Source organism: Halomonas sp. ND22Bw (assembly GCF_003011945.1).
In the GTDB taxonomy this organism is placed as follows: Bacteria; Pseudomonadota; Gammaproteobacteria; order Pseudomonadales; family Halomonadaceae; genus Halomonas; species Halomonas halophila.
Window position 1 is genome coordinate 95,341 of sequence record NZ_PXWD01000002.1, and the last position, 24,106, is coordinate 119,446.

Annotated in this window: 23 protein-coding genes; 17 read left to right on the forward strand and 6 right to left on the reverse strand. The window is 68.6% G+C overall.

What is annotated here, in order from left to right; translation table 11 throughout:
• Positions 1–53 precede the first annotated feature (53 nt).
• The 8 genes from lpxD (at position 54) to tilS (ending at position 10,602) form a co-directional block, all read left to right on the forward strand.
• Positions 54–1,091, forward strand: coding sequence for a UDP-3-O-(3-hydroxymyristoyl)glucosamine N-acyltransferase (gene lpxD, locus CVH10_RS03360; RefSeq protein ID WP_106487819.1), 1,038 nt, complete (start codon positions 54–56; stop codon positions 1,089–1,091).
• Positions 1,092–1,196: 105 nt separating this feature from the next.
• Positions 1,197–1,640, forward strand: coding sequence for a 3-hydroxyacyl-ACP dehydratase FabZ (gene fabZ / locus CVH10_RS03365; RefSeq protein ID WP_026068244.1), 444 nt, complete (start codon positions 1,197–1,199; stop codon positions 1,638–1,640).
• Complete coding sequence (gene lpxA, locus CVH10_RS03370) at positions 1,637–2,404, forward strand: acyl-ACP--UDP-N-acetylglucosamine O-acyltransferase (RefSeq protein WP_035592691.1); 768 nt, start codon at positions 1,637–1,639, stop codon at positions 2,402–2,404. The genes fabZ and lpxA overlap by 4 nt, the downstream gene beginning before the upstream one ends.
• Positions 2,405–2,408: 4 nt before the next feature.
• The gene (gene lpxB / locus CVH10_RS03375) at positions 2,409–3,617 is read left to right on the forward strand and encodes a lipid-A-disaccharide synthase (protein ID WP_106487820.1); all 1,209 of its coding nucleotides are present in this window, start codon (positions 2,409–2,411) and stop codon (positions 3,615–3,617) included.
• Positions 3,614–4,225: a ribonuclease HII gene (gene rnhB, locus CVH10_RS03380; RefSeq protein WP_106487821.1), complete on the forward strand. Its 612-nt coding sequence runs from the start codon at positions 3,614–3,616 to the stop codon at positions 4,223–4,225. Before lpxB ends, rnhB begins: the two co-directional genes overlap by 4 nt.
• Positions 4,226–4,501: 276 nt before the next feature.
• Positions 4,502–8,011 (forward strand): DNA polymerase III subunit alpha, encoded by a 3,510-nt coding sequence (gene dnaE, locus CVH10_RS03385; protein WP_106487822.1) that lies wholly within the window; start codon positions 4,502–4,504, stop codon positions 8,009–8,011.
• A 127-nt stretch (positions 8,012–8,138) separates the two neighbouring features.
• Positions 8,139–9,092: an acetyl-CoA carboxylase carboxyltransferase subunit alpha gene (locus CVH10_RS03390; RefSeq protein WP_106487823.1), complete on the forward strand. Its 954-nt coding sequence runs from the start codon at positions 8,139–8,141 to the stop codon at positions 9,090–9,092.
• Positions 9,093–9,321: 229 nt separating this feature from the next.
• Complete coding sequence (gene tilS / locus CVH10_RS03395) at positions 9,322–10,602, forward strand: tRNA lysidine(34) synthetase TilS (RefSeq protein WP_106487824.1); 1,281 nt, start codon at positions 9,322–9,324, stop codon at positions 10,600–10,602.
• A gap of 23 nt (positions 10,603–10,625) precedes the next feature.
• Here the strand turns inward: tilS and ppx are convergent, their stop codons facing one another.
• Positions 10,626–12,161 (reverse strand): exopolyphosphatase, encoded by a 1,536-nt coding sequence (ppx, locus tag CVH10_RS03400; RefSeq protein WP_035592684.1) that lies wholly within the window; start codon positions 12,159–12,161, stop codon positions 10,626–10,628.
• Between the two features lie 446 nt (positions 12,162–12,607).
• Between ppx and rho the strand changes: the two genes are divergently transcribed.
• The 8 genes from rho to CVH10_RS03425 all read left to right on the forward strand — a co-directional run bounded on the left by rho (position 12,608) and on the right by CVH10_RS03425 (position 18,909).
• Positions 12,608–13,867, forward strand: a complete 1,260-nt coding sequence (gene rho, locus CVH10_RS03405; RefSeq protein ID WP_016853467.1) for a transcription termination factor Rho — start codon at positions 12,608–12,610, stop codon at positions 13,865–13,867.
• A gap of 256 nt (positions 13,868–14,123) precedes the next feature.
• Positions 14,124–15,617: a 4-hydroxy-3-polyprenylbenzoate decarboxylase gene (gene ubiD, locus CVH10_RS03410; RefSeq protein WP_106487825.1), complete on the forward strand. Its 1,494-nt coding sequence runs from the start codon at positions 14,124–14,126 to the stop codon at positions 15,615–15,617.
• Positions 15,614–16,399: an NAD(P)H-flavin reductase gene (locus tag CVH10_RS03415; RefSeq protein WP_046078354.1), complete on the forward strand. Its 786-nt coding sequence runs from the start codon at positions 15,614–15,616 to the stop codon at positions 16,397–16,399. Before ubiD ends, CVH10_RS03415 begins: the two co-directional genes overlap by 4 nt.
• Complete coding sequence (gene folM / locus CVH10_RS03420; protein ID WP_035592680.1) at positions 16,396–17,109, forward strand: dihydromonapterin reductase; 714 nt, start codon at positions 16,396–16,398, stop codon at positions 17,107–17,109. Before CVH10_RS03415 ends, folM begins: the two co-directional genes overlap by 4 nt.
• A 71-nt stretch (positions 17,110–17,180) precedes the next feature.
• On the forward strand, positions 17,181–17,309 hold the full coding sequence (locus CVH10_RS27215; protein WP_258393721.1) for a hypothetical protein: 129 nt from the start codon (positions 17,181–17,183) through the stop codon (positions 17,307–17,309).
• Between the two features lie 89 nt (positions 17,310–17,398).
• A complete protein-coding gene (locus CVH10_RS25555) occupies positions 17,399–17,545 on the forward strand; it encodes a hypothetical protein (RefSeq protein WP_160174895.1) in 147 nt (48 codons plus the stop codon).
• 122 nt (positions 17,546–17,667) lie between these two features.
• Positions 17,668–17,832, forward strand: a complete 165-nt coding sequence (locus CVH10_RS25560) for a hypothetical protein (RefSeq protein WP_173835022.1) — start codon at positions 17,668–17,670, stop codon at positions 17,830–17,832.
• Between the two features lie 6 nt (positions 17,833–17,838).
• The gene (locus CVH10_RS03425; RefSeq protein WP_035592676.1) at positions 17,839–18,909 is read left to right on the forward strand and encodes a 3-deoxy-7-phosphoheptulonate synthase; all 1,071 of its coding nucleotides are present in this window, start codon (positions 17,839–17,841) and stop codon (positions 18,907–18,909) included.
• A 55-nt stretch (positions 18,910–18,964) separates the two neighbouring features.
• Here CVH10_RS03425 and ppk1 read toward each other — a convergent pair whose 3' ends face one another.
• A complete protein-coding gene (ppk1, locus tag CVH10_RS03430; RefSeq protein ID WP_035592675.1) occupies positions 18,965–21,169 on the reverse strand; it encodes a polyphosphate kinase 1 in 2,205 nt (734 codons plus the stop codon).
• 339 nt (positions 21,170–21,508) lie between these two features.
• Between ppk1 and elbB the strand changes: the two genes are divergently transcribed.
• On the forward strand, positions 21,509–22,168 hold the full coding sequence (gene elbB, locus CVH10_RS03435; RefSeq protein WP_035592673.1) for an isoprenoid biosynthesis glyoxalase ElbB: 660 nt from the start codon (positions 21,509–21,511) through the stop codon (positions 22,166–22,168).
• A 94-nt stretch (positions 22,169–22,262) separates the two neighbouring features.
• On the opposite strand, the gene tatC is transcribed toward elbB, so the two are convergent.
• The 4 genes from tatC to CVH10_RS03455 are packed head-to-tail and all read right to left on the reverse strand — an operon-like array spanning position 22,263 to position 24,096.
• Complete coding sequence (gene tatC, locus CVH10_RS03440) at positions 22,263–23,045, reverse strand: twin-arginine translocase subunit TatC (protein ID WP_035592671.1); 783 nt, start codon at positions 23,043–23,045, stop codon at positions 22,263–22,265.
• Complete coding sequence (gene tatB, locus CVH10_RS03445) at positions 23,042–23,455, reverse strand: Sec-independent protein translocase protein TatB (RefSeq protein ID WP_106487826.1); 414 nt, start codon at positions 23,453–23,455, stop codon at positions 23,042–23,044. The genes tatC and tatB overlap by 4 nt, the downstream gene beginning before the upstream one ends.
• Positions 23,456–23,461: 6 nt before the next feature.
• A complete protein-coding gene (gene tatA, locus CVH10_RS03450; RefSeq protein ID WP_035592666.1) occupies positions 23,462–23,716 on the reverse strand; it encodes a Sec-independent protein translocase subunit TatA in 255 nt (84 codons plus the stop codon).
• 44 nt (positions 23,717–23,760) lie between these two features.
• Positions 23,761–24,096, reverse strand: a complete 336-nt coding sequence (locus CVH10_RS03455) for a phosphoribosyl-ATP diphosphatase (protein ID WP_035592664.1) — start codon at positions 24,094–24,096, stop codon at positions 23,761–23,763.
• Between the last annotated feature and the right edge of the window lie 10 nt (positions 24,097–24,106).

Sequence of the window (24,106 nt, forward strand, 5' to 3'; positions counted from 1 at the left end):
GCGCGGCGCTCGCCGCCAGCGCAGAGTGTTTTCACCACCGACATCGGGTTCCCATGACTCAAGACTCTCCTTCCCTGACGCTGGCCGAGATCGCCACGCAGCTGGGGGCCGGCCTCCAGGGTGACGGCGAGCGCCGTGTGCGTGGCCTGGCCACGCTGCGCGATGCCGGGCCCGATCAGATCGCCTTCCTGGCCAATCGCGCCTATCTCAAGGACCTGCCCGGCACCCGGGCCGCGGCGGTGCTGCTGCACCCGAGCCATGCCGACGAGTGCCCCGTGGCGAGCCTGACCCTCGACAACCCCTACCTGGGCTACGCCCAGCTGTCGCGGCTGTTCGACCCGCTGACCGGCCGCGAGGCCCCGGGCGTGCACGCCTCCGCGGTGGTCGCCGAGGACGCGCGGCTGGGCGACGGCGTGGTGGTCGGCCCCCAGGCGGTGATCGAGGCGGGCGTCGAGCTCGGCGACGGCGTGGTGATCGGCCCCGGCTGCGTGGTCGGCGCCGACACCCGGATCGGGGCCGAGTCGCGACTGCATGCCAACGTGACCGTCTACCATGGGGTGAGCATCGGCGCCCGGGTGATCCTGCACAGCGGCTGCGTGATCGGCGGCGACGGCTTCGGATTCGCCCACGATGGCGCCGGCTGGCAAAAGATCGCCCAGCTCGGCGGGGTGGTGCTGGGGGACGACGTCGAGGTCGGCAGTGGCTCGAGCATCGACCGCGGCGCCCTGGGCGATACCGTGATCGGCGAGGACGTGAAGATCGACAGCCAGGTGCAGATCGCCCACAACGTGCAGATCGGGGCCCACAGCGCGCTGGCCGGTTGCGTCGGCATCGCCGGCTCCACCCGCGTCGGCCGGCACTGCATGCTGGGCGGTGGCGTGGGCCTGTCCGGCCACCTGACGGTCTGTGACGGCGTCCAGGTCACCGGCATGAGCCTGGTCACCAACTCGATCCACGAGCCGGGCGTCTACTCTTCGGGGACCGGCGCCATGGAGAACGCCCAGTGGCGGCGCAGCGCGGTGCGCTTCAAGCAGCTCGACGACATCGCCCGTCGCCTGCAGCGCCTGGAAAAAGCCGGGCGCGATGCTTGAGGCCGCTCCCTCGGGCGGTATAATCCCCCGCCCGTCCGTCGCCATGCGCGCGGCGACGGCCGCGCCCGCGATGCGGGGCATTCTGTCATTTCAGAGGTCGCTACGATGGTAATGGACATTAACGAGATTCGGGAATATCTGCCCCACCGCTATCCTTTCCTGCTGGTGGACAGGGTGACGGAGCTCACCCATGGCGAATCCATCGTTGCCTACAAGAATGTCAGCATCAACGAGCCGTTCTTCAATGGCCATTTCCCGCATCATCCGATCATGCCGGGCGTGCTGGTCGTCGAGGCGCTGGCCCAGGCCTGCGGGATCCTCGGCTTCAAGACGGTCAACAAGCTGCCCGCCGACGGCTATGTCTACTATCTCGTCGGCAGCGACAACGTGCGCTTCAAGCGCCCGGTGATGCCCGGCGACCAGCTGGAGCTGCGCGCCGACGTGATCCGCGAGAAGCGCGGCATCTGGAAGTTTCAGTGCAAGGCCAGCGTGGCCGGCGAGGTCGCCTGCGAGGCCGAGATCACCTGTGCCGAGAGGAAGGTCGCTTGATTCATCCCACCGCCATCGTAGATCCGGCCGCGCGCCTGGCCGATGATGTCGAGGTCGGCCCCTTCAGCGTCATCGGCGCCGACGTCGAGATCGGCGCCGGCTCGCGCATCGGCCCCCATGTGGTGATCCAGGGCCCGACGGTGATCGGCGAGCGCAACCGGGTCTTCCAGTTCGCCTCGGTCGGCGAGGAATGCCAGGACAAGAAGTACGCCGGCGAGCCCACCCGCCTGGTGATGGGCGACGACAACGTCGTGCGCGAGGGCGTGACCCTGCACCGTGGCACCGTCCAGGATCGCGGCGAGACCACCATCGGCTCGCGCAACCTGTTCATGGCCTACGTTCACGTCGGCCATGACTGCGTGATCGGCGACGACTGCATCCTGGCCAACCAGGTGACCCTGGCCGGCCACGTCAAGCTGGGCGACTTCGCGATCATCGGCGGGCTGTCGGCGATCCACCAGTTCTGCCACTTCGGCGAGCATGCCATGGCCGGCGGCGGTTCGATCATCACCAAGGACACGCCGGCCTACGTGATGATCAACGGCAATCCCGCCGCGGCCCACGGCCTCAACCTGATCGGCCTGCGCCGCCGCGGCTTCTCCAACGAGGCGATCCGCGCCCTGGGCGAGGCCTACAAGCTGGTCTATCGACAGGGCCTGACCGTGGAGCAGGCGCTCACCGAGATCCGCGCGCAGTACGCGCTGCCGGAGACCGAGACCTTTGTTGCCTCCATCGAGGCCTCGACCCGCGGCATCGTGCGCTGACGCCATGACGATCGCGCGCGTCTACCTGGTGGCCGGCGAGCTTTCCGGCGACATCCTCGGTGCCGGGCTGATGCGCGAGCTCAAGGCCCGCCACTCCGGCGTCGAATTCCGGGGCATCGGCGGGCCGCGCATGATCGCCGAGGGCATCGACAGCCGCTTCCCGCTGGAGACCCTCTCGGTGATGGGACTGGTCGAGGTGCTCAAGCACCTGCCGGGGCTGGTGCGCGTGCGCCGCACGCTGCGCCAGGACGCCCTCGACTGGCGGCCCGACATCGTGATCGGCATCGACGCGCCGGACTTCAACCTGGGGCTCGAGCGCCAGCTGCGCGAGGCCGGCCTGACCACCGCCCACTACGTCAGCCCCTCCGTGTGGGCCTGGCGCCAGGGCCGGGTCAAGGGCATCGCCCGCTCGGTGGACGCGATGCTGACCTTCCTGCCCTTCGAGGCCGCCTTCTACGTCCGCCATCGGGTACCGGTGGCCTTCGTCGGCCACCCGCTGGCCGACGAGCTGCCGCTGGTCAACGACCGGGGCGAGGCTCGCGAGGCGCTGGGGCTGCCCGCCCGGGGCGTGTCCGACGAGGCGCCGCTGCTGGCCGTGCTGCCCGGCTCCCGGGCCAACGAGATCCGCTTCCTGGGGGCGACCTTCCTCGACGCCGCCGAGGGGCTGTGCCGCGAGCGCGAGGCGCTGCGGGTGGTGATTCCCGCCGCCACGCCGGCCCGGCGCGCCGAGCTCGAGGCGCTATTGGAGGGCCGCGAGGCGCTGCGCGAGCGGGTGATCCTGGTCGACGGCCAGTCCCGTGAGGCCATGGTGGCCGCCGATGCCGTGCTGCTGGCTTCCGGCACCGCGGCGCTGGAGGCCATGCTGTGCCACCGCGCCATGGTAGTGGCCTACCGCATGGCGCCGATGACCCACTGGCTGGCCAAGCGGCTGGTCAAGACCGAATGGATCTCGCTGCCCAATCTCATCGCCCGGGAGGCCCTGGTGCCGGAGCTGATCCAGGACGACGCCAGCCCCGAGGGTATCGCCGCCGAGCTCGCCGTTCTGCTCGACGACGCCGAGGCGCGCCACGCCCTCGAGGCGCGCTTCGCGGCCATGCACGAAGGGCTGCAGCGCGATGCCAGCCGCCGTGCGGTGGATGCCGTCGAGGCGCTGGTGGCGCGCCGCGCGCTGCCTGCCTCGGTGGCGCCCGAGGCGCTGGAGGAGGGCACATGAAGGCCGAGGACTTCCCGCCGCTGGTCGTCGACTATCGCGGCACGCATCTGGCCGGGGTCGACGAGGTCGGGCGCGGCCCGCTGGTCGGCCCGGTGGTGGCCGCCGCGGTGATCCTCGATCCGGCCGCGCCGATCGACGGGCTGACCGACTCCAAGAAGCTGACCGCCAAGCGCCGCGAGGCGCTGGACGCCCGGATCCGCGAGCGGGCCCTGGCCTTCGCCGTGGCCGAGGCCAGCCCCGACGAGATCGATGGCCTGAACATCTATCACGCCACGCACCTGGCCATGCGGCGCGCCATCGATGCGCTGTCGCCGGCCGCGGAATATCTGCTGGTGGACGGTAATCGGCTCCCCGGGCATCATGTGCCGGGCCAGGCGGTGGTCAAGGGCGACGCCCGTCATCCGGCGATCGCCGCGGCCTCGATCCTGGCCAAGGTGGCCCGCGACGCCGACATGCTGGCGCTGGACGCGCGCCATCCCGACTATGGCTTCGCCCGCCACAAGGGCTACCCGACGCCCGAGCACCTGGCCGCCCTGGCGCGCCTCGGGGCGTTGCCCGAGCACCGGCGCTCCTTTGCGCCCGTCAAGCGCCAGCTGAACCTGCTCTAACTTGTCCACATCCCGTCGCGCAGGGGGCAGGCCGTAGAGGAGGTCCTACGCCAGGGGTGAGGAGGATTCCTCCGAACGGGTTGGCCATGGATGGCCAACCCAGGCCCTGCAAGCGGAGCAGGATGCGAGAGCGCTGCAGGGCGTCGGTAGCGCCCAGGGAGGGGGTCACAGCGCCTCCTCGATGGTCCGACACTTCGGAGGCCTGACGCCTGCTTGCTTTCTGACGCTGTGACAGACAGCGTCGACCCATTTCCCATCATCAAGCCCGAGTCCGCCATGACCGCTCCCTTCGTTCATCTCCGTGTGCACAGCGAATTTTCCCTGGTCGATGGCCTGGTGCGTCTCAAGCCGCTGATCAAGGCGGCGGGCAACCAGGGCGTGCCGGCACTGGCGCTCACCGACGAGGCCAACCTCTTCGCCCTGGTCAAGTTCTACGGCGGCGCCCAGGGGGCCGGCCTCAAGCCGATCATCGGTGGCGACTTCTGGCTCGCCAACCCCAACGACGAGGCACATCCCTACCGCCTGACGCTGCTGGCCATGAGCGACGTCGGCTACCGCAACCTGACCGAGCTGATCTCGCGGGGCTGGGTCGAGGGGCAGAAGGACGGCGTGGCGCTGCTGGACCGGCGCTGGGTGCTCGAGCAGAGCGAGGGGCTGATTGCCCTGTCCGGCGGGCGCGAGGGCGACGTCGGCCGCCACCTGCTGACCGATCACCACGCCGAGGCCCGGGCCCTGCTCGACGAATGGCAGGCCGCCTTCCCCGGGCGCTACTACCTGGAGCTGACCCGCACCGGCCGGCCGCTGGAGGAGGAGTGCGTGCACCTCTCGGTGGACCTCGCCGTCGAGACCGGCACCCCGGTGGTGGCCACCAACGACGTGCGCTTCCTCGAGCGCGAGGACTTCTGGGCCCACGAGACCCGGGTCTCGATCGGTGAGGGCAAGGCGCTGGACGACCCGCGTCGCGAGCGTCGCTACACCGAGGAGCAGTACTTCAAGAGCCCCGAGGAGATGGCCGAGCTATTCTCGGACATTCCCGAGGCGCTGGAAAACAGCGTGATGATCGCCGCGCGCTGCAACGTCGACGTGCGCCTGGGCGAGATCTTCCTGCCGGAATACGGCATTCCCGAGGGCATGACCCAGGAGGAGTTCTTCCGCAAGATCTCCCACGACGGCCTGACCGAGCGCCTGGACTTCCTCTACCCAGTGGACAAGTATCCCCGCGACGGCGACGAGTACGCCGAGATCGATGCCCGCTACCGCAAGCGGCTCGACTTCGAGCTCGACATCATCCTGCAGATGGGCTTCCCGGGCTATTTCCTGATCGTGATGGACTTCATCCAGTGGGCCAAGGACAACGACGTCCCCGTCGGCCCGGGGCGGGGCTCCGGCGCCGGCTCGCTGGTGGCCTATGCGCAGAAGATCACCGATCTGGATCCGCTCGAATACGACCTGCTGTTCGAGCGCTTCCTGAACCCCGAGCGTGTCTCGATGCCCGACTTCGACGTCGACTTCTGCATGGAGAAGCGCGACCGGGTGATCGACTACGTGGCCGAGCGCTACGGCCGCGACGCCGTCTCGCAGATTGTCACCTTCGGCACCATGGCCGCCAAGGCGGTGGTGCGCGACGTGGCCCGCGCCCAGGGCAAGCCCTACTCGCTGGGCGACAAGCTGTCCAAGCTGATCCCCTTCGAGGTCGGCATGACCCTGGCCAAGGCCATCGAGGACGAGCCCCAGCTCAAGGAGTTCCTCGACGCCGACGAGGAGGCCCAAGAGATCTGGGACATGGCGGTGAAGCTCGAGGGCATCACCCGCGGCACCGGCAAGCACGCTGGCGGCGTGGTGATCGCGCCGACCAAGCTCACCGACTTCTCGCCGCTGATCTGCGACGAGGACGGCAGCGGCCTGCGCGTGCAGTACGACAAGAACGACATCGAGGACGCCGGGCTGGTCAAGTTCGACTTCCTGGGCCTGCGCACCCTGACCATCATCGACTGGGCGCTGGAGATGGTCGACAAGGTGCGCGCCGCGGAAGGGCAGGGGCCGCTGAACATCGACGCCATCCCGCTGGACGACAAGCCGACCTTCGAGATGCTCAAGAAGGCCGAGACCACAGCGGTGTTCCAGCTCGAATCCCGCGGCATGAAGGAGCTGATCAAGCGCCTGCTGCCGGACTCGCTGGAGGACATGATCGCCCTGGTGGCGCTGTTTCGTCCGGGGCCCCTGCAGTCGGGCATGGTCGACGACTTCATCAACCGCAAGCATGGCCGGGCCGAGGTCGCCTATCCGCACCCGGACTACCAGCACGAGCTGCTCAAGCCGGTGCTCGAGCCCACCTACGGCATCATCCTGTACCAGGAGCAGGTGATGCAGATCGCCCAGGTGATGGCCGGCTACAGCCTGGGCCAGGCCGACATGCTGCGCCGCGCCATGGGCAAGAAGAAGCCCGAGGAGATGGCCAAGCAGCGCGCCGGTTTCATGGAGGGCTGCGCCGAGAACGGCATCGACAAGGACCTGGCGGGCAACATCTTCGACCTGGTGGAGAAGTTCGCCGGTTACGGCTTCAACAAGTCGCACTCGGCGGCCTACGGCCTGGTGTCCTATCAGACCGCCTGGCTGAAGGCGCACTATCCCGGGCCCTTTATGGCGGCGGTGATGTCCACCGAGATGGACAACCTCGACAAGGTGGTGCCGCTGATCGAGGAGTGCCGCCATATCGGGCTCACGGTGACGCCGCCGGACGTCAACGTCGGCGGCTACAAGTTCACCGTCGATGACGAGGGCCGGGTGGTCTACGGCCTGGGCGCCATCCGTGGCGTCGGCGAGGGCCCCATCGGCGCCATCGTCGAGGCCCGGGAGGAGGGCGGCGCCTTCCGCGACCTGTTCGACTTCTGCAAGCGGGTCGATCCCAAGCGCATGAACAAGCGCACCCTGGAGGCGCTGATCCGCTCCGGGGCGCTGGACAACCTGGGCCCGAGCCGCGCGGTGATGGCCGCCTCGCTGGAGGCCGCGCTCAAGGCTGCGGCCCAGAACCAGGCCAACCAGAACCTGGGCATGATGGACATGTTCGGCGAGGCCTTCGCCGCCTCCGATGAAGAGGACGACACCGACGTCTACGCCGACTATCGCGGTGCCCGTGACTGGACCGACAAGGAGCGCCTGGGCGGCGAGAAGGATACTCTCGGGCTGTATCTGACCGGTCATCCCATCGACGAGTACGAGAAGGAGCTCGAGCGCTTCGTCTCCACCCGCATCGGCGACCTCAAGCCGTCCCGGGAGTCGCAGCGGGTCGCCGGGCTGGTGGTCGGCATGCGCACCATGAAGTCCAAGCGCGGCGACACCATGGCCTTCGTCACCCTGGACGACCGCACCGGCCGCATCGAGGCCTCGCTGTTCGGCGAGCTGTTCGATCAGGTGCGCAGCCGCCTGGACACCGACCAGGTGCTGATCGTGGAAGGCGAGGTGCAGAGCGACGACTATTCGGGCGGCCTGCGCCTGCGTGGCAAGGAGATCACGCCGATGGTCGACGCCCGCACCCGCTACGGCCAGGCGGTGGAGCTGGCGCTGGACGGCGAACGCGCCAACGGCCGGCTGGTGGACAGCCTGCGCGACAGCCTGGCTCCCTACCGCAGCGGCGAGGGCCTGCCGGTGCGGCTGCGCTACCGCAGCGCCGCGGCCAGCGGCTGGCTGGAGCTGGCCGAGGAGTGGCGGGTCACGCCCTCCGACGAGCTGCTGATCGCCCTGCGCGAGGTCGAGGGCCAGGACGGCGTGCGCCTGCGCTACCGTTGACACGCGACGCACCGACAATGTGCAGGCACCCTGGCTCGCCTTGCGTGGGCGTGTCAGGGTGCGATAATGAACACCGTTTGACGCTTCCCCCCGGTCGCCTCTTCGGCCGACGAGACAAGGCTATCCCATGAACCCCAACTACCTAGACTTCGAACAGCCCATCGCCGAGCTTCAGGCCAAGATCGAGGAGCTGCGCCTGGTCGGCAACGACAGCCAGGTCAACCTGAACGACGAGATCGGCCGGCTCGAGGAGAAGAGTCGCAAGCTCACCGAGTCGATCTTCAAGGATCTGACCGCCTGGCAGGTGTCGCAGCTGTCGCGCCATCCCCAGCGTCCCTACACCCTCGACTACCTCGAGCACGTCTTCACCGACTTCGACGAGCTGCACGGCGATCGCAACTTCGCCGACGACGCGGCCCTGGTCGGCGGCGTGGCGCGCCTGAACGACAAGCCGGTGATGGTCATCGGCCACCAGAAGGGCCGTGACGTCAAGGAGAAGGTGCGCCGCAACTTCGGCATGCCGCGCCCCGAGGGCTATCGCAAGGCCTGCCGCCTGATGGAGATGGCCGAGCGCTTCAAGATGCCGGTGCTGACCTTCATCGACACCCCGGGCGCCTACCCGGGCATCGACGCCGAGGAGCGCGGCCAGTCCGAGGCCATCGCCTACAACCTGGCGGTGATGTCGCGGCTCAAGACGCCGATCGTCTCCACCGTGGTGGGCGAGGGCGGCTCCGGCGGCGCGCTGGCCATCGGCGTGTGCGACGAGCTGGCCATGCTGCAGTACTCCACCTATTCGGTGATTTCCCCCGAGGGCTGCGCCTCCATCCTGTGGAAGAGCGCCGAGAAGGCCTCCGAGGCCGCCCAGGCCATGGGCATCACCGCCGAGCGCCTCAAGGAGCTGGGCTTCGTCGATACCCTGATCCCCGAGCCGCTGGGTGGCGCGCATCGCAAGCCGATGGACACCGCCGAGCGCATCCGTACCGCGCTGACCGAGAGCCTCGAACGCCTCGAGGGCATGGACACCGATGCCCTGCTGGAGCGTCGGTACAAGCGCCTGATGAGCTACGGCGCCCCTGTTTGATATCGGGCCTTTCTGCGCTCGATCTGGCGGTGTTGGAGAAGACCTCATCCTGCTCATTTAGCCGCAAGTAAACTCCGCGGCTTCGGTCTTCTCCGCCTAGCGACCCACAGGGATGTGGGAAGTGCGTTGGCCCGTCGGGAACGGGCCCAGCCTAGATCGTCGCTCGAAGAGGCCGCTGGCTGGGTGGCGATGGCTCTGCTAACTCGATGTCACAGCGGTCTCCCTGCCCATGAGCCTCGCGCCTTCTTCCCTGCAAGCCACGATCGACAGCGCCCTGGCCCAGACTCCGCCGGGGTGCGGCGTGTGGGTGGCGCTCTCCGGCGGGCTCGATTCCGCGCTGCTGCTGACCCTGGCCGCCGAGGCCTGTCGGCGTCATCCGCGCCCGCTGCGGGCGCTGCACGTGCACCACGGCCTGCAGGCCGCCGGCGACGACTTCGAGCGTCACTGCCGGTGGCTGTGCTCGCGGCTCGGGGTGCCGCTGTTCGTCGAGCGTGCCGCGGTCGATGCCAAGGCGGGGCTTGGGCTCGAGGGCGAGGCGCGGGCCGCGCGCCATGCGGCCTTCGCCCGGCGCGTCGGCGCCGGCGAGACTCTGTGGCTGGCCCAGCATCGCGACGATCAGGCCGAGACCTTCCTGCTGGCGGCGCTGCGCGGCGCCGGTCCCCGCGGGCTCGCGGCGATGCCGGCGGTGCATGATCTCGCCGGACGCCGCCGCGTGCGCCCGCTGCTCGACGTTTCCCGCGCGGCGCTGGAGGCCGAGGCCCGGCGTCTGAATCTTGCCTGGGTCGAGGATCCGAGCAACGCCGACACCGCGCTGGATCGCAATTTCCTGCGCCATCGGGCGCTGCCGCTGCTGGCCGAGCGCTGGCCGCACGCCGCGGCGGGGCTGGCCCGCAGCGCGGCGCATGCCGGTGAGGCCGATGGCCTGCTCGAGGAATTCGCCGCCGAGGACCTGGCACGGCTGGGGGGCGAGCCGTCCTGCCTGCCCCTCGACGCCCTTCTGGCGCGCTCGGCGCCGCGCCGTCGCCTGCTGATCCGCCACTGCCTGGAGCGACGTGGTCTGCCGCGGCCGCCTTCCGCCCGGCTGGCCACGCTGCTCGACCAGCTCGAGGCGCGTCGCGACGCCGAGGTGCGCGTCGCCTGGGTGGGCGCCGAGGCGCGGGTCTGGCGCGGGAGGCTGTATCTGCTGGCGCCGGCCGTGCCCTTGCCGGCCGGATGGCGCGTCGACTGGAACGGCCGAGCGCCGCTTGTGACGCCCTTGGGGCCGCTCGAGTGCGGCCTGTGCCGCCAGGATGGCCGGCCGGCGACCCTGACGCTGGCGCCGCGGGTCGGCGGCGAGCGGCTGCGCCTGGCGGGCCGAGGCCGCCGTGATCTCAAGCGTCTGCTGCAGGAGTGGGGGCTGCCGCCCTGGGAGCGGACCGGGCTGATCGTCGCCTGGCATGGCGACGACGCGGTCGCGGTGGGGCGGCCCTCGGGCTGGCTGGCCTGCGCCGAGGGCTGGCGAAGCGGCTGAGCGGGCTCAGCCGTGGGCCAGGGTCAGTCGGTGGCGAGGATCAGCGTCAGGTCGGCGGCCTGCTGGTAAGCGACTTCCTGCTCCAGGTCGGCGAGCAGCAGGCTGGGGTCCTGCTCCGCCTCGAGGTGCAGTCGCAGGGCGTCCCCGTCGTCGGTCGTGAGCGTGGGTGTCTCGGGCGGCTGCTCGGGGCGCGAGTGGTTGAGGATCACCGCCAGGCGCAGCAGCCGGGCCAGCCGTGACATGGCGGGGCGCTCGGCGGCGGGCAGGGCCTGCCATTCCTTGTGCGGGAACTTGCGCCGGTGGGCGCGGACCAGGAAAGCCAGCTGCCGCTGCTCGGGGCGCGAGAAGCCGGCCAGGTCGGAGTGCTCCAGCAGGTAGGCGCCGTGGCGGTGGAACTGGCTGTGGGAGATGGCCAGGCCCACCTCGTGGAGCCGGCTGGCCCATTCCAGGAAGCGCGCCTGATCCTCGTCCAGCCGCCAGGCCTCGCGCACCTGTGCGAACAGTGCCAGCGCCGTGGCGGCGACGTTGTCGGCCTGACGGGCGTCGACGCCGTAGACGCGCTCGAGATTGGCCAGGGTCTTGAGGCGCGAGTCCTCGGGGCTGTTGCGGCCGGCCAGGTCGTAGAGCACGCCCTCGCGCAGGGCGCCGTCGGAGTAGCGCATCTCTTCCAGGTCGAAGGCCTCGAAGATGGCGCCGAGGATGGCGATGCCGGCGGGAAAGACCCGGGCGCGATCGGCCTTGAGGCCGTCCATGGCGACCCTGTCCAGGCGCTTGCACTTGAGCAGCCGCTTGCGCAGGTCGGCCAGGCCCTGGCGGGTGATCACGCCCTCGGGCGACTTGCCGGCGGCGGCGATCACCGCCGCGGCGGCCTTGATGGTGCCGCTGGAGCCGACCGGGTCGCTCCAGCCGAGCTTCTGGAAGGGCTTCTGGATGTTGGCGAGCTCGGAGAGGGCGGCCAGCTCGGCGCGGCGCATGCGCTTCTCGGTGATCTCGCCGCCGTCGAAGAAGCGACGGGTGAAGGTCACGCAGCCCATGCTCAGGCTCTCCAGGGCCTGGGGCTCGAAGTGCTCGCCGATGATGAACTCGGTGGAGCCGCCGCCGATGTCGACGATCAGCCGGCGGCCGTCCTCGGCCACCGCGTGGGCGGCGCCCAGATAGATCAGGCGGGCTTCCTCGCGGCCGGCGATGATCTCGATGCGGGTACCCAGCAGGGCCTCGGCGCGATCGATGAACTCCTGGCTGTTGTCGGCGTCGCGCAGGGCGTTGGTGCCGACCACCCGCAGGTCGGGCGGGGCGATGCCCTCTAGGAAGGGCGCGAAGCGGGCCAGGCAGTCCAGTGCCCGGGTCATGGCGTCCTCGTTGAGCTGACCGTCCTCGTCGATGCCGGCGGCCAGCTGGACCTTGTCGCCCTGCCGGGCGACGACCTGCAGGCGGTCGTCGCGATAGTTGGCGACCAGCAGGTGAAAGCTGTTCGAGCCGAGATCGATGGCGGCGAGTCGGCGGGGGGCGAGCTCGAGCTCGCTGGCATCGGCGTCGTGCCGGTCCTTGGGCGCGGTCATGGCGGGTCCTTCAGGGAGACTGGCCAAAAAGGTTGCGGTCGTCCATCGGGCTTGTCAATCGCGCCGGAGCGGGCTTGGCGCGGGTATTGCGTTTCCCGTCGCCCTTGACTAGTATCGGGGCGTTCGCCTGTTCCGAATGCTTCCCGACCGCCCATGGCCACCACGCCACGGTCATTTTTTCCAAGTCGTCAGATAGCCCTCTGCAATCAGCCCTCTTCCCGGCCCATGGCCCGCTGCGCTGATTTCAGGCGAAAACGAACCTGCTCCCTCGCTCCCGAGACTGGCCCGGCACCCTCAGCGGTCGCCCGCCCGTGGCCATGACCCGCATCCGACGAGAGGCAGCCTGTCCGGGCTCTGAACGCATCCACGCGGCGTTAACGTCTCGCCTCTTTATCCCATACGGCGCACGACTGCCCGGCTTTCACGAGCAACTTCTGAACACACCGATGAATCTTACCGAACTCAAGCAAAAGCCCGTGCCGGAACTCCTGGAGATCGCCCGCGAGATGGGCATCGACAACCTGGCGCGTTCCCGCAAGCAGGACATCATCTTCGCCATCCTCAAGAAGCACGCCAAGAGCGGCGAGGCGATCTACGGCGACGGCGTGCTGGAGATCCTGCAGGACGGGTTCGGCTTCCTGCGCAGCGCCGACAGTTCCTACATGGCCGGCCCCGATGACATCTATGTGTCGCCTTCCCAGATCCGGCGCTTCAACCTGCGCAAGGGCGACTCCATCTCCGGCAAGATTCGTCCGCCCAAGGAAGGGGAGCGTTACTTCGCGCTGTTGAAGGTCAGCGAGATCAACTTCGACAAGCCCGAGAACGCCAAGCACAAGATCCTCTTCGAGAACCTCACGCCGCTGTTCCCCCAGGAGCGGCTGCGCATGGAGATCGGCAACGGCTCCACCGAGGATCTCACGGCGCGGATCATCGATCTGACCGCCCCCATCGGCAAGGGCCAGCGCGGCCTGCTCGTCTCGCCGCCCAAGGCGGGCAAGACGCTGATGCTGCAGAACATCGCCACCTCGATCACGCGCAACAATCCCGAGTGTCACCTGATCGTGCTGCTGATCGACGAGCGGCCCGAGGAGGTCACCGAGATGTCGCGCACCGTGCGCGGTGAAGTGGTGGCCTCGACCTTCGACGAGCCGCCGGCCCGCCACGTGCAGGTCGCCGAGATGGTGATCGAGAAGGCCAAGCGCCTGGTCGAGCACAAGAAGGACGTGGTGATCCTGCTCGACTCCATCACCCGCCTGGCGCGCGCCTACAACACCGTGGTGCCGTCCTCCGGCAAGGTGCTGACCGGCGGCGTCGACGCCCACGCCCTCGAGAAGCCCAAGCGCTTCTTCGGCGCGGCGCGCAACATCGAGGAAGGCGGCAGCCTGACCATCATCGCCACGGCACTGGTCGATACCGGCTCCAAGATGGACGAGGTGATCTTCGAGGAGTTCAAGGGCACCGGCAACATGGAGGCCCACCTGGACCGCAAGCTCGCCGAGAAGCGCGTCTATCCGGCCCTCAACATCCGTCGCTCCGGCACCCGCCGCGAGGACCTGATCGCCTCCGAGGACGAGATGCAGCGCATGTGGATCCTGCGCAAGCTGCTCAACCCGATGGACGATACCGCGGCCACCGAGTTCCTGATCGACCGTCTCAAGGATACCAAGACGAACCTGGAGTTCTTCGAGGCCATGAAAAGACGTTGATCCTGGCCTGCTGCGCTCGACGATACGGCGTTGGAAAACAGCTCAAGCTGCTCATTTACTAAAGTAAACTCCGCGCTTTCGCTGTTTTCCGCCTTGTCTCGTCTTCGCTCGCAACGGCCAGTTCTCAATGTCTTGGTTCTGGGCCTCGGTCCTGGATAGAGTGAGGATCGCCCTTGGCGGTCCTCACCGCAGCATCCCGAAGGGGCAGCATGCTATGCTGCCCCTTTTGCGTCGTTCGGGATAACGGGAAGGCCGCATGAAGTACAAGGACCTGCGCGAGTTCATCGCCGCGCTGGAAGAGCAGGGCGAGCTCAGGCGCGTGACCGCCGAGGTGGACCCCTATCTGGAGATCACCGAGATCTGCGACCGCACCCTGCGGGCCGGCGGACCGGCGCTGCTGTTCGAGAACGTCAAGGGCCATGACATGCCGCTGCTCGGCAACCTGTTCGGCACGCCGAAGCGGGTCGCCCTGGGCATGGGCCAGGAGTCCGTCACCGCGCTGCGCGAGGTCGGCGAACTGCTGGCCTTCCTCAAGGAGCCGGAGCCGCCCAAGGGCTTCCGCGATGCCCTCGACAAGCTGCCGGTCTACAAGCAGGTGATGAGCATGGGCCCCAAGCGGCTCAAGCGCGCGCCGGTGCAGGAGGTGGTGCTCGAGGGCGATGACGTCGACCTCGACCGCCTGCCGATCCAGCACTGCTGGCCCGGCGACGCCGCGCCGCTGGTCACCTGGCCGCTGGTGATCACCAAGGGGCCGCACAAGTCGCGCCTGAACCTCGGCATCTACCGCCAGCAGAAGCTCTCGCGCAATCGCCTGATCATGCGCTGGCTGTCGCATCGCGGCGGCGCCCTGGACTTCCAGGAATGGTGCCGCGAGCATCCCGGCGAGCCCTTCCCGGTGGCGGTGGCGCTGGGCGCCGACCCGGCGACCATCCTCGGCGCCGTGACGCCGGTGCCGGATTCGCTCTCCGAGTACGCCTTCGCCGGGCTCTTGAGAGGCTCGCGCACCGAGCTGGTCAAGTGCGGCCACGCCGACCTCGAGGTGCCGGCCTCCGCCGAGATCATCCTCGAGGGCTTCCTCTATCCGGACGACACCGCTCCGGAAGGCCCCTACGGCGATCACACTGGCTACTACAACGAGGTGGAGACCTTCCCGGTGTTCACGGTCACGCGCATGACCATGCGCCGCGACGCCATCTATCACTCCACCTACACCGGCCGCCCGCCGGACGAGCCCGCGGTGCTGGGGCTGGCGCTGAACGAGGTGTTCGTGCCGATCCTGCGCCGCCAGTTCCCCGAGATCGTCGACTTCTACCTGCCCCCGGAAGGCTGCTCCTACCGCATGGCGGTGGTGACCATGAAGAAGCAGTACCCCGGCCACGCCAAGCGGGTGATGATGGGCGTGTGGAGCTTCCTGCGCCAGTTCATGTACACCAAGTTCGTGGTGGTGCTCGACGACGATGTCAGCGCCCGCGACTGGCAGGACGTGATCTGGGCCATCACCACCCGCATGGACCCCGCGCGGGACACGGTGATGGTGGAGAACACCCCCATCGACTATCTGGACTTCGCCTCGCCGGTGGCGGGGCTGGGCTCCAAGATGGGCCTGGACGCCACCGACAAGTGGCCCGGCGAGACCGATCGCGAATGGGGCACGCCCATCGTCATGGACGAGGCCGTCAAGGCCCGCGTCAGCGAACGCTGGGACGAGCTGGGCATCGACACCCCTGATAACGACAAGAGGCATTCATGACGGCAAGGACCCTGACCTGCCAGGTCGTCGAGGTCGAGGACCTCACCCCCGACGTCTTCCGGGTGCGCCTGGAAGGCCGCGCCGAAGCCATGGCCCATGCGCCCGGCCAGTATCTGGAGATGGCGCTCGACCCCGAGACCTGGGTGCCGTTCTCCATCGCCAATGCCCATGCGGGCGACGGCCGGCTGGAGCTGCACATCCAGCACTGGCCGGAGCGCTCCAACTCGGCGCGGCTGCGCGAGCTGCTGGTGGAGGCGCAGCACCTGACCCTGCGGCTGCCGAGCGGCGACTGCGTGCTCGATCCGGACAGCACCCGCCCGCTGCTGCTGGTGGCCGCTGGCACCGGCTTCGCGCAGATGAAGGCGATCGTCGAGGCGGCGCTGCACGCCGACCCGGCGCGCGAGATCGCGCTGTGGTGGGCGGCCAAGGAACGTCGCGAGTTCTACCTCGAGAGCCTGGCCCGGGAGTGGGCGTCCCAGCATCCGAACCTGACCTTCCACGGAGTCAGCGAGCAGGGCATGGGCGACGACTTCGCCGACGAACGCGTCCAGGGCCATGCCGGGCGCATCGACGCGGCGCTGGGCGAGGCGCTCGACGACGTCGACGTCTCCGGCCATGACGTCTATCTCTCCGGCTCGCCGGGCATGGTCTATGCCTGCGTCGACGTGCTGGCCTCGCTGGGGCTCGAGCCGTCGCGGGTGTTCTCCGACGTCTTCGCCTATGCGCCGCGCGACCCGTTGGTGCCTACCGTGGGCAGCCTGGTGAGGGCAGGCCGGGCATGAGCGCCTCGCCGATCCTGATCACCGGCGGCGCCCAGCGCCTGGGGCGCCACTGCGCCGAGCGGCTGATCGACGAGGGCCATCCGGTGATCGTCAGCTACCGTCGCGAGCGCGAGGCGCTCGAGGCGCTGCGGCGCCGTGGCGTCGTCACCCTGCAGGCCGACTTCGACAGCCAGGCCGGCATCGAGGACTTCCTAGAGCGGCTCAGGGCCGAGACGTCCTCGCTGCGTGCCATCGTCCACAACGCCAGCGACTGGGCGCCCGATGTGGCCGGGCCCGAGGCCGGGGACAACTTCGAACGGCTGTTCCGGGTGCACATGCTGGCGCCGTACCTGATCAACCTCGGCGCCCGCGAGCTGCTCGAGGCCTGCAGCGAGCCGATGCGCGACATCGTTCACATGACCGACTTCGTCGCCAGCAAGGGCTCGCGCAAGCACGCCGCCTATGCCGCCTCCAAGGCCGGGCTCGAGAACCTGACGCTGTCGTTCGCCGCCATGTACGCGCCGTCGATCCAGGTCAACGCCATCGCCCCGGCGATGATCATGCTCAACGAGGACGACGACGAGGCCTACGCCGAGAAGGCTCGGGCCAAGTCGGCGATGGGGCTGATCCCGGGGCCGGGCGTGATCCATCAGAGCCTGCGTTACCTGCTGGATAACCGCTACGTGACGGGCATCACCCTGCCGGTCGACGGCGGACGGCATCTTCGCTAGTGGGGCGGCTCGCCGATCCGGCGTGCAGCGCCTAGACTGGCGATAGCCGCCGACGATGCGAGGAGGGGCCCATGGCGCAGCATGACGATGACGTCAAGGACGACAGCGGGCTGCTGTCCGTCTTCCTGGGGCTGGTGGTGCTGATCGGCATGAGCGGCCTGCCGGGTACCATCGCCTGGATCCGGCTCGCCACCGGCTGAGCCTTGCCATCCGGCCCGGGAGCGGGCAGGATGGAGTCTGATATTCAGGATCACCCTCACGCGAACCATCGCGAAACACCGAGAGTCCCATGACACCGAGCCTGTCCCTGATCCCGCGCCGCCCGATGACCGCCTTCCCGGCGGCGATGGCCCGTGGTCACGAGACCGTCGTCGGTGACGCCTATTATTGGCAGGGCTATTGGTTTAGCGCCGGCGTGCCGGCGGCCGTGTCCTGATCGTACAGGACGACGCCGCGAGGCACGCCCGCCCAGGGCTGCCTCCGAGACTCAGAACCCCCGGACGGCGGCCCCGCCCGGGGGTTCTGCGTTTCTGGTATTCAACACTCGAGGAGAGTTTCATGACCGCATTCGATCGCCACCACGCCGAGTTCCGCATCCTGGGCCGGGACTATTACGGCTATGGCTGGCGATTTATCGACGAGCGGTCGGCTCAGTGCGCCACCTCCGACCGTGGGCTTGCCGGTGGCATGACCTTGTCCCGACCTTCACGCTCACGGAGTTGATGCCCCATGAATGCCCCCGTTTCCCTCGCCACCAGCGCTGAATCCGCCCCGGCCCGCCGCACCGCCAATCCGCTGCCCACGCCGGCGGAGCTCCACCACGCCCTGCCGCTCGAGCCGGCCCTGGCCCGGCGCATCGAGGGTCAGCGCCAGGCCATCCGCGATATCCTGGCCGGGCGTGACGACCGCCTGCTGGTGGTCGTCGGGCCCTGTTCGATCCACGATCCCGAGTCCGCCCTCGAGTACGCCCGCCGCCTGGTCGAGCTGGCGCCGCGGGTCGAGGATCGCCTGCTGCCGGTGATGCGGGTCTACGTCGAAAAGCCGCGCACCACCGTCGGCTGGAAGGGGCTGGCCTACGACCCGGACCTGGACGGCAGCGGCGACCTGGCTCGCGGCCTCGAGCTCTCCCGCTCGCTGATGCGCGAGATCGCCGGGCTCGGCCTGCCGGTGGCCACCGAGCTGCTGCAGCCGATGCTGGCGCCCTACCTTGACGACCTGTTGAGCTGGGTGGCGATCGGCGCCCGCACCACCGAGTCCCAGCTGCATCGTGAGCTGGCCAGCGGCCTGGAGGCGGTGGTCGGCTTCAAGAACGCCACCAGCGGCGACCTGCAGGTGGCGGTTGACGCCATGCGCGCCGCCGCCCATCCCCACCAGCACTTCGCCATGGGGCCCGACGGTCGCCCCGAGGTGTGCGAGACCCCCGGGAACCCGCATACCCATGCGGTACTGCGTGGCGGTCACGGCGAGCCCAACTTCCGCGCGCCCCAGGTGGCGGCGGCGCGACGGACCCTGGAGGACGCCGGCCAGCCCCCGCGGCTGATGGTCGACTGCAGCCATGCCAACGCGCGCAAGGATCATCGCCGCCAGAGCGAGGTGATGCTCGACGTGCTCAACCAGCGGCTGGCGGGCGACGGCTCGCTGATGGGGCTGATGCTGGAGAGCCACCTCCACGAGGGCAAGCAGCCGCTGGTGCCGGGCGCGCTGCGCCACGGGGTTTCGGTCACGGACGCCTGCATCGGCTGGGAGACCACCGAGCATCTGCTGACCACGGCCGCGGAGAGGCTGCGCGAGACCGCCTGACCGGCATGGCCGTCGCGGAAACGAAGACGCCCCGCCATTGGCGGGGCGTCTTGCGTCAGGCGTGGGCGGCGTAGGCGTAGAGCAGCGTCTCCTGGGCGCTGATCGGCGCGGCGTCGCCGGGCGCCTGCTTGACGTAGGTGCCGTCGGGCTGCAGCAGCCAGCTCTGGCAGTTGTCGACCAGGTAGGTCTCCAGGTCCTTGCGCACCTGGGCCGCGAGTTTCTTGTCCAGCAGCGGGAAGCAGGTCTCGACCCGGTGGAACATGTTGCGGGCCATGAAGTCCGCGCTGGAGCCCCAGGTCTCGGGCTTGCCGTCGTTGTGGAAGTGGAACACCCGGGTGTGCTCCAGGAAGCGGCCGATGATCGAGCGCACCCGGATGGTCTCGGAGATGCCGGGCAGGCCGGGGCGCAGGCAGCACATGCCGCGGATGATCAGGTCGCACTCCACGCCGGCCTGGGAGGCCCGGTAGAGGGCCTGGATCAGCTTGGGCTCGGTCAGCGAGTTGCACTTGATGATCAGGTGGGCGCGCTTGCCCTTGCGGGCGAATTCGGCCTCGCGATCGATCATCGCCACGATGCGCTCGTGGAGGGTGAAGGGCGCGTGCAGCAGCTTCTCGATCTGGCGCGCCCGGCCCATGCCCGAGAGCTGCTGGAAGACCTTGTGCACGTCGGCGCACAGCACGGGGTTGGCGGTCAGCAGGCTGTAGTCGGTGTAGAGCTTGGCGGTCTTGGAGTGGTAGTTGCCGGTGCCCAGGTGGGCATAGTGGCGCAGCTGGCCCTTCTCGCGCCGCACGATGTGCATCATCTTGGCGTGGGTCTTGTAGGCCATCACGCCGTAGATGACGATGGCGCCGGCCTCCTGCAGGCGCGAGGCCAGGGCCAGGTTGTCGGCCTCGTCGAAACGCGCCCGCAGCTCGATCACCACCGTGACTTCCTTGCCGTTGCCGGCGGCCTCCACCAGGGCGTTGACGATGGGGGAGTCGGCGCCGGTGCGGTAGAGGGTCTGCTTGATGGCCAGCACCTCGGGGTCGCGGGCGGCCTCGCGCAGCATTTCCTCCACCGGGGAGAAGGAGTGGAAGGGATGGTGCAGCAGGATGTCCTGCTCGGCCATGGCCTGCAGCACGCTGTCGCGCTTGCGCAGCGCCTTGGGCAGGCCGGGCGTGAAGGCGCGATAGCACAGTTCCGGGCGCTCCACCTCGCCCAGCACCGACATCATGCGGGTCAGGTTCACCGGGCCGTTGACCCGGTAGAGATCGGCCTCTTCGAGCTTGAACAGCTTGAGCAGGAACTCGGTCAGCTCGTCGGGGCAGTTGTTGGCGACCTCGAGACGCACGCCGCTGCCGTAGCGGCGCGAGAGCAGCTCGCCGCGCAGCGCCGAGGCCAGGTCGGAGACGTCCTCGGGGTCCACCGAGAGGTCGGCGTTGCGGGTCAGACGGAACTGGTAGCAGCCGTTCACCTTCATGCCGGGGAACACTTCCTCGGCGTGGGCGTGAATCATCGACGACAGGAAGACGTATTCGGTGAAGCCTTCCTCGCAGAGCTCGTCGGGCAGGGCGATCACCCGGGGCAGCGAGCGCGGGGCGGGCAGGATGGCCAGGCCGCCCTCGCGGCCGAAGGCGTCCTTGCCCTCGAGCTCGACGATGAAGTTGAGGCTCTTGTTGACCAGGCGCGGGAAGGGGTGCGAGGGATCGAGGCCGATGGGACTGATCACCGGCATGATCTCGCTTTCGAAGTAGTCCTTGACCCAGGTGCGCTGGGCCTCGGTCCAGTCGCCGCGGCGGCGGAAGCGCAGGCCCTGGCCCTCGAGGGCGGGCAGCAGGGTGTCGTTGAGGATGCGGTACTGGCGATCGACCTGTTCGTGGGCGATCTGCGAGATCTCGCTCAGTACCGAGCGCGGCGAGCGACCGTCGGCGCCGGAGGAGGCGTCGCCGACCATGATCTGGTTCTTCAGGCCGGCCACGCGGATCTCGAAGAACTCGTCCATGTTCGAGGAAAAGATCAGCAGGAACATCAACCGGTTGAGCAGCGGATGCGCCTCGTCCAGGGCCTGCTCCAGCACCCGCACGTTGAACTGCAGATGGGAGAGCTCGCGGTTGAAGTAGAGGCCGGGGTCGGCGAGGTCGGCCTCGGGGTCGGGCAGCGCCTTGGGCTTGATCCCTGTGCGGGTCTGGTTGATGCGCGGTGTGGGCATCTCGCTCTGGAGCTCGCCTGTCGCGGCGGGCTCGGAGGTGACCGAGGTGTCGGGGCTACGTGAATCGTCCATGGAAGTACCCTGTCGTCGGCCCGCGGGCGGCCGCGTCGCTCGTCGGGCGTTATCGTTCATGATGCCGTCCTGCCCGTGGCGCCGGGAGGCGTCGCGCATCGTCTGTTGCCGGAGACGATCAGGGGCAGGCGGGGCCGGGCTCGGCCGCCGTGGCAAGTCTGGTGCCAATAAATGACAAAATGATGACAGTCGTCCGGTAGCAGGACTCTCTCGAGTATATCAGCGCGCCCCGGCGCCGAAAGACGCGTCTTGTCGCGCTACCGGCGACTCTCTAAAGTGGTGACTTCATGTTCATCGGCCCCGTCGACGACCGGCGGGGGGCGCACAAGGAGACGCATAATGAGCAAGCAGGTGGCGGTCATTCTGTCGGGATGCGGTGTTCAGGATGGCTCGGAGATCTACGAGACCACCCTGACCCTGTTGCGTCTGGACCAGCTGGGCATCGGCTATCGCTGCTTCGCCCCCGACATTGACCAGAGCGACGTGATCGACCATCGCAGCGGCGAGGCGGTCGAGGAGCGGCGCAGCGTGCTGGTCGAGTCGGCGCGACTGGCGCGCGGCGAGATCTCTCCGCTGGCCGAGCTGGAGGCCGACGAGTTCGACGCCGTCATCCTGCCAGGCGGCTTCGGCGCGGCCAAGAATCTCTCCAACTTCGCCGAGGCGGGCGCCGACATGGTGATCCATGAGGGGCTGGTGGACGTGCTGGGCGAGTTCCACGAGGACCGCAAGCCGATCGGCCTGATGTGCATCGCGCCGGTGATGGTGCCGCGCCTGCTGGGGCCGGGCATTGCCGTCACCATCGGCCACGATCCGGGCGTGGCGGGCGCCATCAGCAGCATGGGCGGCCTGCATCGCAGCTGTGGCGTGGAGGACATCGTGGTCGACTTCGAGCATCGCGTGGTGACCACGCCGGCCTACATGATCGCCACCCGCCTGGGCGAGGCGGCCACCGGCATCTTCAAGCTGGTGGATCGCATCGACGAGCTGATGGACCTGTAAGCGCCGAGCCACGAGCTACAAGCGCCGAGCGACAAGAAAAACCCCGAGGGCCTGGGCCCTCGGGGTTTTTTCATGTCATGGATGATGTGCTTGCCTATTCCTCGGCGGCTTCCTCGTCGGCGGCCTCCCGGTCGCGCTTGCGACGCACCAGCCGGCCGAACAGCAGGCCGACCTCGTAGAGCAGATACATCGGCACCGCCAGCAGGCTTTGGGAGACCACGTCCGGCGGGGTCATCAGCATGCCGATCACGAAGCAGCCCAGTACCACGTAGGGGCGCTTCTTCGACAGGCTCTCCACCGTGGTCGCCCCGCTCAGGATCAGCAGGAAGGTGGCGATCGGGATCTCGAAGGCCACGCCGAAGGCGAAGAACAGCTTGAGCACGAAGTTGAGGTACTGGTTGATGTCGGTCATCACCGCCACGTCTTCCGGCCCGGTCTGGGTGAAGAACTGGAACAGCAGCGGGAAGACCACGTAGTAGGCGAAGGCGGCCCCGGCGTAGAACAGCGCCACGCTGGAGGCCAGCAGCGGCAGCGCCAGGGCCTTCTCGTTGTCGTACAGCCCCGGGGCGATGAAGGCCCAGGCCTGGTGCAGCACGAAGGGCACGGCGATGAACACCGCCACCACCAGGGTCAGCTTGAAGGGCGCCAGGAACGGCGAGGCCACCTCGGTGGCGATCATCCGCGAGCCTTCCGGCAGCAGCGCCATCAACGGCTGGGCGACGAAGGCGTAGATGTCGTTGGCGAAGGCGTAGAGGCCGAGGAAGATCACGAGTATCGCGATCACCGCGCGCAGCAGCCGCGAGCGCAGCTCGATCAGGTGCTCGATCAGCGGGGCCTGCGCCTGTCCGGGGCCCTGGGAATCGTCGGTTTGGCTCATCGGGAAGAGGCGTCCTCGTGGGCGTCGGAGTCGGCGTCATCGGCCTGCCGGCGAACGCGCCCCAGGGCGTCGTCGAGGCGATGCTCGGGCGAGGCCTCGGCGTGTTCCTTGGGGGTGGCGCCGGCGCGGCGATCGCCCTGATCGGCGGGCGTTTCCACCGAGCGTTCGACGTCGCGCTTGACCCGGTTGATGCCCTCGTCGAGCTTCTTCTGCTGCTCGTTGAGCTTCTGACGCAGCTCCTCCGCCTCGAGCTGGGCGTTGATCTCGCGCTGCATGCCGGAGACCGTGCGCTTGATGCGGCCGACCCACATCCCGGTGGTGCGGGCGGCCTTGGGCAGGCGCTCGGGACCCAGCACCAGCAGCCCCACCACGCCGATGAACAGGAGTTCGAGAAAGCCGATGTCGAACATGGCGGCTTACTTGCGCTCTTCCGATTCCTCGGGCTTGCGCTCGGCGTGGACGTCGTAGGTCCGGCCCTCGTCGTCGTGGCGCACCTGGGCCTGGGACTTGTCGCTATCGTCGCTCTTCTCTTCCTCGCCCATGGCCTTCTTGAAGCCCTTGACCGCGCCGCCGAGGTCGCCGCCGACGTTGCGCAGCTTCTTGGTGCCGAAGATCAGGATGATGATGCCGAGGACGATCAGGAGTTGCCAGATACTGATGCCGCCTAACATAGGGAATACCTCAGGTTGCTGCGCCGGGGACCGGCGTCGTGGTCTTATCGGGGCCGCGCGGCCTTTTCGTCGTGGCCGGACAGGCCGAAGCGGCGAGACAGCTCGTCGAGGACCTCGCGGTGACTCAGCCCCATGTGCGACAGCATCACCAGGCTGTGGAACCACAGGTCGGTCGTCTCGGCGACCAGCGCCTGACGGGCCGCCTCGTCGCCCCGCTCGGCGTCCTTGGCCGCGAGCAGCGTCTCGGTGGCTTCCTCGCCGACTTTCTCGAGTATCTTGTTCAGGCCCTTGTGATGCAAGCTGGCCACGTAAGAGTCGTCGGGCGCGGCCTGGCGACGGCTGGTCAGGACCTCGTCGAGGCGGTCGAGAATATCGCTCATATGAGACGTT

Coding starts and splice junctions, on each gene's coding strand:
- CVH10_RS25560 (WP_173835022.1), top strand. CDS start 17,668: ATGACCGCATTCGATCGCCACCACGCCGAGTTCCGCATCCTGGGCCGG.
- tilS (WP_106487824.1), top strand. CDS start 9,322: ATGAGCCTCGCGCCTTCTTCCCTGCAAGCCACGATCGACAGCGCCCTG.
- ubiD (WP_106487825.1), top strand. CDS start 14,124: ATGAAGTACAAGGACCTGCGCGAGTTCATCGCCGCGCTGGAAGAGCAG.
- CVH10_RS03415 (WP_046078354.1), top strand. CDS start 15,614: ATGACGGCAAGGACCCTGACCTGCCAGGTCGTCGAGGTCGAGGACCTC.
- elbB (WP_035592673.1), top strand. CDS start 21,509: ATGAGCAAGCAGGTGGCGGTCATTCTGTCGGGATGCGGTGTTCAGGAT.
- CVH10_RS03425 (WP_035592676.1), top strand. CDS start 17,839: ATGAATGCCCCCGTTTCCCTCGCCACCAGCGCTGAATCCGCCCCGGCC.
- CVH10_RS03455 (WP_035592664.1), bottom strand. CDS start 24,096: ATGAGCGATATTCTCGACCGCCTCGACGAGGTCCTGACCAGCCGTCGC.
- tatB (WP_106487826.1), bottom strand. CDS start 23,455: ATGTTCGACATCGGCTTTCTCGAACTCCTGTTCATCGGCGTGGTGGGG.
- ppk1 (WP_035592675.1), bottom strand. CDS start 21,169: ATGGACGATTCACGTAGCCCCGACACCTCGGTCACCTCCGAGCCCGCC.
- fabZ (WP_026068244.1), top strand. CDS start 1,197: ATGGTAATGGACATTAACGAGATTCGGGAATATCTGCCCCACCGCTAT.
- lpxD (WP_106487819.1), top strand. CDS start 54: ATGACTCAAGACTCTCCTTCCCTGACGCTGGCCGAGATCGCCACGCAG.
- CVH10_RS03390 (WP_106487823.1), top strand. CDS start 8,139: ATGAACCCCAACTACCTAGACTTCGAACAGCCCATCGCCGAGCTTCAG.
- CVH10_RS25555 (WP_160174895.1), top strand. CDS start 17,399: ATGACACCGAGCCTGTCCCTGATCCCGCGCCGCCCGATGACCGCCTTC.
- lpxB (WP_106487820.1), top strand. CDS start 2,409: ATGACGATCGCGCGCGTCTACCTGGTGGCCGGCGAGCTTTCCGGCGAC.
- folM (WP_035592680.1), top strand. CDS start 16,396: ATGAGCGCCTCGCCGATCCTGATCACCGGCGGCGCCCAGCGCCTGGGG.
- dnaE (WP_106487822.1), top strand. CDS start 4,502: ATGACCGCTCCCTTCGTTCATCTCCGTGTGCACAGCGAATTTTCCCTG.
- rnhB (WP_106487821.1), top strand. CDS start 3,614: ATGAAGGCCGAGGACTTCCCGCCGCTGGTCGTCGACTATCGCGGCACG.
- tatC (WP_035592671.1), bottom strand. CDS start 23,045: ATGAGCCAAACCGACGATTCCCAGGGCCCCGGACAGGCGCAGGCCCCG.
- ppx (WP_035592684.1), bottom strand. CDS start 12,161: ATGACCGCGCCCAAGGACCGGCACGACGCCGATGCCAGCGAGCTCGAG.
- tatA (WP_035592666.1), bottom strand. CDS start 23,716: ATGTTAGGCGGCATCAGTATCTGGCAACTCCTGATCGTCCTCGGCATC.
- CVH10_RS27215 (WP_258393721.1), top strand. CDS start 17,181: ATGGCGCAGCATGACGATGACGTCAAGGACGACAGCGGGCTGCTGTCC.
- rho (WP_016853467.1), top strand. CDS start 12,608: ATGAATCTTACCGAACTCAAGCAAAAGCCCGTGCCGGAACTCCTGGAG.